This window comes from Pseudomonas sp. (assembly GCF_017744435.1).
Classification (GTDB): Bacteria; Pseudomonadota; Gammaproteobacteria; order Pseudomonadales; family Pseudomonadaceae; genus Aquipseudomonas.
On record NZ_JAGIBG010000047.1, the window covers coordinates 24,121 to 34,058 of the forward strand.

The following is a 9,938-nucleotide window of genomic DNA, read 5'->3' on the forward strand; positions in this document are numbered from 1 at the left end:
TCACTGGGCCGCGACGGCTGGCGTGTTGTAGAGCACGATCGCAGCGGTCACCAGCAAATTGATCAGGGTCAGCGGCAGGCAGAACTTCCAGCTGAAGTCCATCACCTGGTCATAGCGTGGGCGCGGGATCGAGGCGCGCAGCAGGATGAACAGCATGATGAAGAACGCGGTCTTCAGGGCGAACCACAGGAACGACAGTTGCGGCAGGATGCCGAACGGGCCGTGCCAGCCGCCGAAGAACAGGGTCACCAGCAGCGCCGAGATGAGGATGATGCCGATGTACTCACCGACGAAGAACATGCCCCATTTCATGCCGGCATACTCGATGTGGTAGCCGTCGGCCAGTTCCTGTTCCGCTTCCGGCTGGTCGAACGGGTGACGGTGAGTCACGGCGACGCCAGCGATGAAGAAGGTGCAGAAGCCGAAGAACTGCGGAATGATGAACCACAGGTTCTGTGCCTGGTATTCAACGATGTCGCGCATGTTGAACGAACCCACCTGCACCACCACGCCCATCAGCGCCAGGCCCAGGAACACTTCGTACGACACGGTCTGTGCCGAGGCACGCAAGCTGCCCAGCAGGGCGTACTTGTTGTTCGACGACCAGCCGGCGAACAGCACCGCGTAGACCGACAGGCCGGCCATGGCGAAGAAGAACAGCAGGCCGATGTTCAGGTCGGCGACGCCCCACAGCGGGGTGATCGGGATCACGCAGAAGGCGATCAGCAGGGCACTCATGGCCACCACTGGCGCCAGGGTGAAGATCATGCGATCGACGAAGGGCGGGTTCCAGTCTTCCTTGAAGAACATCTTCAGCATGTCGGCAGCGATCTGGAACATGCCGAACGGGCCGACGCGGTTCGGACCGTAACGGTCCTGCCACCAGCCCAGCAGGCGCCGCTCGACGAAGCTGAGCAGCGCGCCGCAGACCACCACCGCGAGCAGGACCACGACGGCCCGGACCACGGTGAGGATCACATCGATCACTTCGGGGGTGAACCAGCTCATTGTGCTGCCTCCTGCAGACCTTCGACGGATGCACCGAAGATGGCAGGCGGGATGCCGGCCAGGCCTTTGGGCAGGGCAACCAGGCCAGCGCCCAGTTCTTCATTGATGCGCAGCGGCAGGCGCAGGGCCACACCGGCAACGTTCAGGCTCAGCAGTGCGCCGTCGTTGACACCCAGGCGGTCGGCCTCGGACTTGGCCAGGCCGACGTAGGCGGCCGGGATGCGCTCCTGCACCGGGGCGGCGCGCGAGGAGCTCTCTTCGCTGCCGAACAGGTGGTAGAACGGTACCGCAGTCCAGGTACCACGGGCCGGGTTGAAGGCGCCCGGGATGGCGTTGAACCAGTTCAGGCGATCGCCTTGCGATTCGATCAGGCGCACGCCCGGGTCACCGGCACGCAGGTGGCCACCGACCTCGTCCTGGAACTTGTTCCAGGCTTGCGGCGAGTTCCAGCCCGGCGACCAGGCGAACGGCACCTGCTGGCGCGGTTCGGCCGAACCCGAGTAGCCTTCCATGGAGAAGGCGAACGCGGTGTCCTTGTCTTGCGGGGTACGCGGCTCGTGCACGCTGATGTTAGCGCGCATGGCGGTACGGCCGGAGTAGCGCAGCGGCTCACGGGCCAGCTTCATGCCCTTGATGCGGAACGCGGCGCTTGGCGCGGCGTTGACGATGCCGGCCAGTTGCGGGGCGGCTTCGGCGCAGGCGCTGGTGACGTGGTCCAGCTGGGTCCAGTCGACCGGCTTGTTGAGCAGGGTGGCACGCAGGGCGTGCATCCAGCGCCAGCCTTCGTGAACCAGGATGCTGCTGTCCAGGTACTGCGGGTCGAACACCTGGAAGAAGCGCTGGGCACGGCCTTCCTGGCTGACCAGGGTACCGTCGCCTTCGGCGAAGGAAGCAGCCGGCAGCACCAGGTGGGCGCGGTCGACAGTGGCGGTCTTGGAGTGGTCGGCGACGATCACCACCTTGGCTGCGGCCAGGGCAGCATCGACCTTGGCGGCCGGTACGCGGGCGTACAGGTCGTTTTCCAGCACGACGATGGCGTCGGCCTTGCCGCTGATGACGGCGTCCAGTGCGGCATCCACCGACTCGCCACCCATCATGGCCATGCCGAGGCTGTTGGCCTCAGGCACCACCAGGCTCAGCGAGCCGTTCTTCTCGCGCAGCTTCAGGGCCTTGGCGATGTTGGCGGCGGCTTCGATCAGTGCCGGGTCAGCCAGCGAGGTACCGGCGACGACCAGTGGGCGCTTGGCGGCGACCAGGGCATCGGCGATGCGCTGGGCCAGGGCCTTGGCTTCGTCGTCCAGGCCGGCGACTGCCGGTGCGCTCGGGTCGATGGCGTGGGCCACGGCGAAACCGATGCGGGCGAGGTCCGCCGGGGCCGCGTGCACGCATTCTTCGGCAACGTCGTCCAGCTTGGTTTCAGCCAGCGAGGCGATGAACAGCGGGTACAGCGCGTGCTGGCCGATGTTTTTCACTGCGGCGTCGAGCCACGGCTGAACCTTCATGGCTTCGGCCATGGCCTCGGCCTTGCCCTTGGTGGCCTGGCGCACGGCCAGGGCAACGCGGGCAGCGGTCTGGGTCAGGTCTTCACCGAGCACGAACACGGCGTCGTGGTCTTCGATGTCGCGCAGGGTCGGCACAGGCAGCGGGCTGTTGTTCAGCACGTTCAGGGCCAGGCGCACGCGGGCCAGTTCGCCAGCTTCCATACCGGAGTAGAAGTAGTCGGCGCCGACCAGCTCACGCAGGCCGTAGTTGCTTTCGAGGCTGGCGCGTGGCGAGCCGATACCGACGATGGTGCGGCCGCGCAGCAGGTCAGCGGCTTTGTCCAGGGCGGCGTCCAGGCCCAGCTTGGTGCCGTCGGCCAGGTGTGGCTGGCGCGGGCGGTCCTTGCGGTTGACGTAGCCGTAGCCGAAGCGGCCGCGGTCGCACAGGAAGTACTGGTTGACCGAACCGTTGAAACGGTTTTCGACCCGGCGCAGTTCGCCATAGCGCTCGCCCGGGCTGATGTTGCAGCCGCTGGAGCAACCGTGGCAGATGCTTGGGGCGAACTGCATGTCCCACTTGCGGTTGTAGCGCTCGGAGTGGGTCTTGTCGGTGAACACGCCGGTCGGGCAGACCTCGGTCAGGTTGCCGGAAAACTCGCTTTCCAGCACGCCGTCTTCGACGCGGCCGAAGTACACGTTGTCGTGGGCGCCGTACACGCCCAGGTCGGTACCACCGGCATAGTCCTTGTAGTAGCGCACGCAGCGGTAGCAGGCGATGCAGCGGTTCATCTCATGGGCGATGAACGGGCCGAGGTCCTGGTTCTGGTGGGTACGCTTGGTGAAACGGTAGCGGCGCTCGTTGTGGCCGGTCATTACCGTCATGTCCTGCAGGTGGCAGTGACCGCCTTCCTCGCACACCGGGCAGTCGTGCGGGTGGTTGGTCATCAGCCATTCGACGACGCTGGCGCGGAACGCCTTGGATTCGTCATCGTCGATGGAAATCCAGGTGCCGTCGGAGGCAGGGGTCATGCAGGACATGACGATACGACCACGGGTGTCGTTCTCGTCGGTGTACTGCTTGACCGCACACTGCCGGCAGGCACCGACGCTACCGAGCGCCGGGTGCCAGCAGAAATAAGGGATGTCGAGGCCGAGTGACAGACACGCCTGTAACAGGTTGTCCGCACCGTTGACTTCGAGCGCTTTGCCGTCTACGTGGATAGTGGCCATTGTTCAAAGTTCTTCGTTGGCCCGCGTGAGCGGGCGTGGCTAATGGAAATCGGTGGGCCTGCGGCTCGTCGCCAATCTTTACGGCGAGCCTGCGAGGCCGGCGGGTGGCACGGACCACCCGCGGTCTGTCTTTTTATGCGCCGACTACGATCGGCTTCGCCAGGTTCGGGCGCAGGGTGCCAGCGCTTTCAGGCGCCACACCGGCCTCGAACTCCGAGCGGAAGTACTTGATGGCACTGCCCAATGGCTCGACGGCACCCGGTGCGTGAGCACAGAAGGTACGGCCTGGGCCGAGGAAGTTGACCAGCCCCAGCAGCGTCTCGATGTCTTCGGCGCGGCCCTGGCCGTTCTCCAGCGCGCGCAGCATCTTCACGCTCCACGGCAGGCCGTCACGGCATGGGGTGCACCAGCCGCACGACTCGCGGGCAAAGAACTCTTCCATGTTGCGCAGCAGCGAGACCATGTTGACGCTGTCGTCGACCGCCATAGCCAAACCGGTACCCATACGGGTGCCGACCTTGGCGATGCCACCGGCGTACATCTGTGCGTCGAGGTGCTCGGGCAGCAGGAAGCCGGTACCGGCGCCGCCTGGCTGCCAGCACTTGAGCTTGAAGCCGTCGCGCATGCCACCGGCGTAGTCTTCGAACAGCTCGCGGGCGGTGACGCCGAACGGCAGTTCCCACAGGCCCGGGTTCTTCACCTTGCCGGAGAAGCCCATCAGCTTGGTGCCGTGGTCTTCGCTGCCTTCACGGGCCAGCGACTTGTACCAGTCGTTGCCGTTGGCGACGATGGCCGGGACGTTGCACAGGGTTTCGACGTTGTTCACGCAAGTCGGCTTGCCCCAGACGCCTACGGCGGCAGGGAAGGGCGGCTTGGAGCGCGGGTTGGCGCGGCGGCCTTCCAGCGAGTTGATCAGTGCGGTTTCTTCACCGCAGATGTAGCGGCCGGCACCGGTGTGCACGAACAGCTCGAAATCAAAACCGCTGCCGAGGATGTTCTTGCCCAAGAGGCCTGCGGCCTTGGCTTCGTCGATGGCACGGTTGAGGTTCTTCGCCGCAGTGGTGTATTCGCCACGCAAGAAGATGTAGCCACGGTAGGCCTTCAGGGCGCGGGCGCTGATCAGCATGCCCTCGACCAGCAGATGGGGCTGTTGCTCCATCAGCATGCGGTCCTTCCAGGTGTTCGGCTCCATTTCGTCCGCGTTGCACAGCAGGTAGCGGATGTTCATGGATTCGTCTTTGGGCATCAGGCCCCACTTCACGCCAGTGGGGAAGCCCGCGCCACCACGGCCCTTGAGGCCGGAGTCCTTGACGCTCTGCACGATGTCGTCGGCGGACATCTGCGCCAGTGCCTTGCGGGCAGCGGCGTAGCCGTTCTTCGACTCGTACTCGGCCAGCCAGACCGGCTCGCCGTCATCACGCAGGCGCCAGGTCAGCGGGTGGGTTTCGGCCGAACGCGCGATGCGGTTGGCCGGGCCGAAGGAAGTAATGGTCATACGTAACCCTCCAGCAGTTTGGAAACGCCAGCCGGCTGCACGTCACCGAAGGTGTCGTCGTCGATCATCAGCGCCGGGGCCTTGTCGCAGTTGCCCAGGCAGCACACCGGCAGCAGGGTGAAACGCCCGTCGGCAGTGGTCTGGCCGAGGCCGATGCCCAGCTCGCTCTGGATCTGGCTGACCACCGATTCGTGGCCGCCGATGTAGCAGACCATGCTGTCGCACACGCGGATGATGTGACGGCCAACCGGCTGGCGGAAGATCTGGCTGTAGAAGGTGGCGACACCCTCGACGTCGCTGGCCGGGATGCCCAGCACTTCGCCGATGGCGTGAATGGCGCCGTCCGGCACCCAGCCACGTTCCTTCTGGACGATCTTCAGGGCTTCGATGGACGCCGCGCGCGGGTCCTCGTAGTGATGCATTTCGTGCTCGATGGCCGAGCGCTCGGTTTCGCTCAGGGCGAAACGGTCTGTCTGGATAAGCGTGCTGTTCATGCTTAGCGGTCCACGTCAGCCATAACGAAGTCGATACTGCCCAGGTACGCAATGAGGTCGGCGACCATGCTGCCTTTGATCACCGAAGGGATCTGCTGCAGGTGCGGGTAGCTCGGGGTACGGATCCGGGTGCGGTAGCTCATGGTGCCGCCATCGCTCGTCAGGTAGTAACTGTTGATGCCCTTGGTCGCCTCGATCATCTGGAACGACTCGTTGGCCGGCATGACCGGGCCCCACGAGACTTGCAGGAAGTGCGTGATCAGGGTTTCGATGTGCTGCAGGGTGCGCTCTTTCGGCGGCGGCGTGGTCAGCGGGTGGTCCGCCTTGTACGGGCCTTCCGGCATGTTGCGCAGGCACTGGTCGATGATGCGGATACTCTGGCGCATCTCCTCGACGCGGACCATGCAGCGATCGTAGGCATCGCCGTTGTGGGCCAGCGGCACTTCGAACTCGAAGTTCTCGTAGCCGGAGTACGGGCGTGCTTTACGCAGGTCGAAGTCGCAACCGGTGGCACGCAGGCCGGCACCGGTGGTACCCCACTCCAGGGCTTCCTTGGTGTTGTACGCGGCAACACCGATGGTACGGCCCTTGAGGATGCTGTTCTGCAGGGCGGCCTTGGTGTACTCGTCGAGGCGCTTGGGCAGCCATTCGACGAAGTCCTTGACCAGCTTGTCCCAGCCGCGTGGCAGGTCATGGGCGACGCCACCGATGCGGTACCAGGCCGGGTGCAGGCGGAAGCCGGTGATCGCTTCGATCACGGTGTAGGCGCGCTGGCGGTCGGTGAAGGTGAAGAACACCGGGGTCATGGCGCCGACGTCCTGGATGTAGGTACCCAGGAACAGCAGGTGGCTGGTGATACGGAAGAACTCGGCCAGCATGATGCGAATCACGTCGACCTTCTGCGGCACCTGGATGCCGGCCAGCTTCTCGACCGCGAGCACGTACGGCAGGTTGTTCATCACCCCGCCGAGGTAGTCGATACGGTCGGTGTAGGGGATGAAGCTGTGCCAGGACTGGCGCTCGGCCATTTTCTCGGCACCACGGTGGTGGTAGCCGATGTCAGGTACGCAGTCGACGATCTCTTCACCGTCCAGCTGCAGGACGATACGGAAGGCACCGTGGGCCGAAGGGTGGTTCGGGCCGAGGTTGAGGAACATGTAGTCCTCGTTGGCGCCCTGGCGCTTCATGCCCCAGGCTTCCGGGTTGAAGCGCGCCGACTCCTCTTCAAGCTGCTGCTTGGCCAGGGTCAGGCTGTAGGGGTCGAACTCGGTGGCACGGGCCGGGTAGTCCTTGCGCAGCGGGTGACCTTCCCAGGTCGGCGGCATCATGATGCGGCTCAGGTGCGGGTGGCCGGCAAAGTCGATGCCGAACATGTCCCAGACTTCGCGCTCGTACCAGTTGGCGTTTGGCCAGATGCCGGTCACGGTAGGCAGGTTCAGGTCGCCTTCGCTGAGCGACACCTTGATCATCACGTCGCTGTTACGTTCAACCGACAGCAAGTGGTAGAAGACGCTGAAGTCGGCAGCTGGCAGGCCGCGGCGCTGGGTGCGCAGGCGCTCGTCGACGCCGTGCAGGTCGTACAGCATGCTGTACGGTTTGGCCACGCCGCGCAGGAAGCTGAGCACTTCCTTGAGCTGGGCGCGCTTGACCCACAGCACGGGCATGCCGGTGCGGGTTTCCTGGGCGACGAATGCGTCGGCGCCAAAACGGTTGTGCAGTTCGACGACCACATCCTGGTCGTCAGCCTTGTAGGGCGGAATGAAAATAGCGTTGTCCGCTGTCATGGTCTCGGTCGCTTTGGGTCAGCGTTAAGAATGAAGCCAGGCCGCCGGCTCCATCGGGAGCGGGCGGCAGGTCGCTGGATCAGACTTCGTCGGGGCTGCGCAGGTTGGTTACCGCAATGCGCTGTTCACGACGCAGGTCTTTCTGGGCTGGCATCTCGGCACGGTAGATGCCTTGATCACCAACCACCCAGGAAAGCGGGCGTCGTTCTTGGCCGATCGACTCCTGCAGCAGCATCAAGCCTTGCAGGAAAGCCTCAGGGCGTGGCGGGCAGCCAGGCACGTAGACGTCCACGGGGAGGAACTTGTCGACCCCCTGAACGACCGAGTAGATGTCGTACATGCCACCGGAGTTGGCGCACGAACCCATGGAGATGACCCACTTCGGTTCGAGCATCTGCTCGTACAGGCGCTGGATGATCGGCGCCATCTTGACGAAGCAGGTACCGGCGATGACCATGAAGTCGGCCTGACGCGGCGATGCCCGGATGACTTCGGCGCCGAAGCGGGCGATGTCGTGGGGTGCCGTGAAGGCCGTGGTCATTTCCACGTAGCAGCAGGACAGGCCGAAGTTATACGGCCAGAGGGAGTTCTTGCGACCCCAGTTGACCGCGCCACGCATCACATCTTCAAGCTTGCCCATGAAGATGTTCTTGTGGACCTGGTCCTCGAGCAACTGGTCGGTGACGGTTTCCCGATCACCTACCGGGTATTGCTCGTTGGGCGCATCCGGATCGATTCTGGTGAGATTGTATTGCATTGCCAAAGCCTCATTGTTTCAGCTTCGCTTGCCGCTTGCGGCGACCTTCGGGTGCCCAGTCAAGAGCTCCGACGCGCCATAGGTAGACAAGACCAGCCAACAGAATTGCTATGAAAACGAGTGCTTCGACGAATCCGGTCCAGCCGCTTTCGCGGACGGACACAGACCATGCATACAGGAAGAGGGCTTCGATATCGAAGATCACGAACAGCATCGCGACCAGATAGAATTTGGCGGACAGGCGCAGGCGGGCGCTGCCGACGGGCAGCATGCCGGATTCGAAGGGTTCGTTCTTGGCGCGGCCCCAGGCCTTGCTACCGAGCAGGCTGGAGAGACCGAGCATGAAGGCACACAGGCCGACGACACCCAGAAGGAAGATGGCAAAGCCCCAGTTGTGGGCGATGAGTCCTGCCGAATCGGACATGCTAGAGATCCTTATACAGAGACCCAGCTCTGCAGTCTGAAATAAGTAGAGCGGCGACGTGGTGTCGCAGGTGCAGTGACCAAATGTCGCAGCTGAATCAATCGGGCTGATTTTATGGGTAAACCCGATGCAAGTAAAATTTCCGTTGCAAATTTATTCGTAGGATTTAGAACAAAACCCGCGCCTAACTGGCTGAAAGCCTTGAGATTCGGGCATTGCATGCGGTTTTGTTAATTATGTTTCTTGCGAGTGGTAACGAATTACAAACTTCGTAATGATAATTAATATCATTTGACCTGATGCCTTTAAATTTGCCTGTTCTGTGTCTTGTAAAGTTCATCTGCAGATTCCCCCTACTTGTAAATGCGAAATACTCGTGTTCTAGCAGCTCCCGATGCCGCGCGCACCGCTCTGGGTCAATACTTTATCGGTTGAGCCATGACGGGCTGACGATGCAATTGCCCACTGGCCGAGCCAGTAGGCGAGGATGATCAGGTACGGCGCGGCAGCGAACGGGCTGACGAAGCGGTCGATGCCGATCAGGCTGTCGGAGAACACGAACAGGCAGGCGCCCAATGCGGCAACACCGCCGCAGGCGAGGGCGCGCCAGAGCATGGCGCTGATGGCCAGTGCGTAGACCGCGACCGGGGCCAGCAGCGGGCCAAGGCCGTGGCTGGCGAGCACGCCGAACAGGGTGATGCCGGTGAAGGCGCTCAACAGCAGCGCGGGCAGGGCGGGGCGCAGGGTTTTGCCGCAATAGGCGCGCAGGTAGGCCAGGTGGGCGCAGAGGAAGGCGGCCAGGCCGAACACGAACAGATCCTGAGGGATGGCCAGGAGGATGTCGCCCAATACCGAGAACGCCAAGCCGATGGTGATCCAGCGGCGATAGGGTGTGACGGGGGCGGTGTACAGCCAGGCAATCAATGCCATGACTGGAATGGGCTTGGCCAGCAGGCCGAGCAGGGCCTTGTCGCTGGCCAGTGCATATAGATAGAGGGCGACGGCGGCCAGGGCGAGCATCATCAGGTGGCTTGGACGGGGCATGGGCGGTCCTTGCTGCTGGGCTGCCACAAGCATAGCTCTGATCCTGGGAATTGCTTCAGCCTGTACCGGCCCTTTCGCGGGCACGCCCGCTCCCACAGGATCACCACAGCCTTCGAACTGTGCGCAGTTCCTGTGGGAGCGGGCGTGCCCGCGAAAGGGCCGGTACAGGCTGAAGCAATTCCCAGGATCAGAGCTATGCTTGTGGCAGCCCAGCAGCAAGG

Annotated in this window: 8 protein-coding genes; all 8 read right to left on the bottom strand. The window is 63.5% G+C overall.

The features are described from left to right. The 8 genes from nuoH to J7573_RS24185 all read right to left on the bottom strand — a co-directional run bounded on the left by nuoH (position 1) and on the right by J7573_RS24185 (position 9,717). Positions 1-1,008: an NADH-quinone oxidoreductase subunit NuoH gene (nuoH, locus tag J7573_RS24150; protein WP_027920602.1), complete on the bottom strand. Its 1,008-nt coding sequence runs from the start codon at positions 1,006-1,008 to the stop codon at positions 1-3. Continuing rightward, complete coding sequence (gene nuoG / locus J7573_RS24155; RefSeq protein WP_294340868.1) at positions 1,005-3,719, bottom strand: NADH-quinone oxidoreductase subunit NuoG; 2,715 nt, start codon at positions 3,717-3,719, stop codon at positions 1,005-1,007. Before nuoG ends, nuoH begins: the two co-directional genes overlap by 4 nt. Before the next feature lie 133 nt (positions 3,720-3,852). After that, a complete protein-coding gene (gene nuoF / locus J7573_RS24160) occupies positions 3,853-5,214 on the bottom strand; it encodes an NADH-quinone oxidoreductase subunit NuoF (RefSeq protein ID WP_294340870.1) in 1,362 nt (453 codons plus the stop codon). Next, complete coding sequence (nuoE, locus tag J7573_RS24165; RefSeq protein WP_003251433.1) at positions 5,211-5,708, bottom strand: NADH-quinone oxidoreductase subunit NuoE; 498 nt, start codon at positions 5,706-5,708, stop codon at positions 5,211-5,213. The genes nuoF and nuoE overlap by 4 nt, the downstream gene beginning before the upstream one ends. A gap of 2 nt (positions 5,709-5,710) precedes the next feature. Further along, the gene (gene nuoC / locus J7573_RS24170) at positions 5,711-7,492 is read right to left on the bottom strand and encodes an NADH-quinone oxidoreductase subunit C/D (RefSeq protein WP_027920599.1); all 1,782 of its coding nucleotides are present in this window, start codon (positions 7,490-7,492) and stop codon (positions 5,711-5,713) included. Between the two features lie 79 nt (positions 7,493-7,571). Continuing rightward, a complete protein-coding gene (locus J7573_RS24175; RefSeq protein ID WP_027920598.1) occupies positions 7,572-8,249 on the bottom strand; it encodes an NADH-quinone oxidoreductase subunit B in 678 nt (225 codons plus the stop codon). Between the two features lie 10 nt (positions 8,250-8,259). Further along, positions 8,260-8,673, bottom strand: a complete 414-nt coding sequence (locus J7573_RS24180; RefSeq protein ID WP_011534614.1) for an NADH-quinone oxidoreductase subunit A — start codon at positions 8,671-8,673, stop codon at positions 8,260-8,262. Positions 8,674-9,054: 381 nt separating this feature from the next. Further along, a complete protein-coding gene (locus J7573_RS24185; protein ID WP_294340879.1) occupies positions 9,055-9,717 on the bottom strand; it encodes a lysoplasmalogenase in 663 nt (220 codons plus the stop codon). Positions 9,718-9,938 lie beyond the last annotated feature (221 nt).

Bases quoted from the DNA above. Each gene is read 5' to 3' on its own strand.
- nuoH (WP_027920602.1), bottom strand. From the start codon at position 1,008: ATGAGCTGGTTCACCCCCGAAGTGATCGATGTGATCCTCACCGTGGTC.
- nuoG (WP_294340868.1), bottom strand. From the start codon at position 3,719: ATGGCCACTATCCACGTAGACGGCAAAGCGCTCGAAGTCAACGGTGCG.
- nuoF (WP_294340870.1), bottom strand. From the start codon at position 5,214: ATGACCATTACTTCCTTCGGCCCGGCCAACCGCATCGCGCGTTCGGCC.
- nuoE (WP_003251433.1), bottom strand. From the start codon at position 5,708: ATGAACAGCACGCTTATCCAGACAGACCGTTTCGCCCTGAGCGAAACC.
- nuoC (WP_027920599.1), bottom strand. From the start codon at position 7,492: ATGACAGCGGACAACGCTATTTTCATTCCGCCCTACAAGGCTGACGAC.
- J7573_RS24175 (WP_027920598.1), bottom strand. From the start codon at position 8,249: ATGCAATACAATCTCACCAGAATCGATCCGGATGCGCCCAACGAGCAA.
- J7573_RS24180 (WP_011534614.1), bottom strand. From the start codon at position 8,673: ATGTCCGATTCGGCAGGACTCATCGCCCACAACTGGGGCTTTGCCATC.
- J7573_RS24185 (WP_294340879.1), bottom strand. From the start codon at position 9,717: ATGCCCCGTCCAAGCCACCTGATGATGCTCGCCCTGGCCGCCGTCGCC.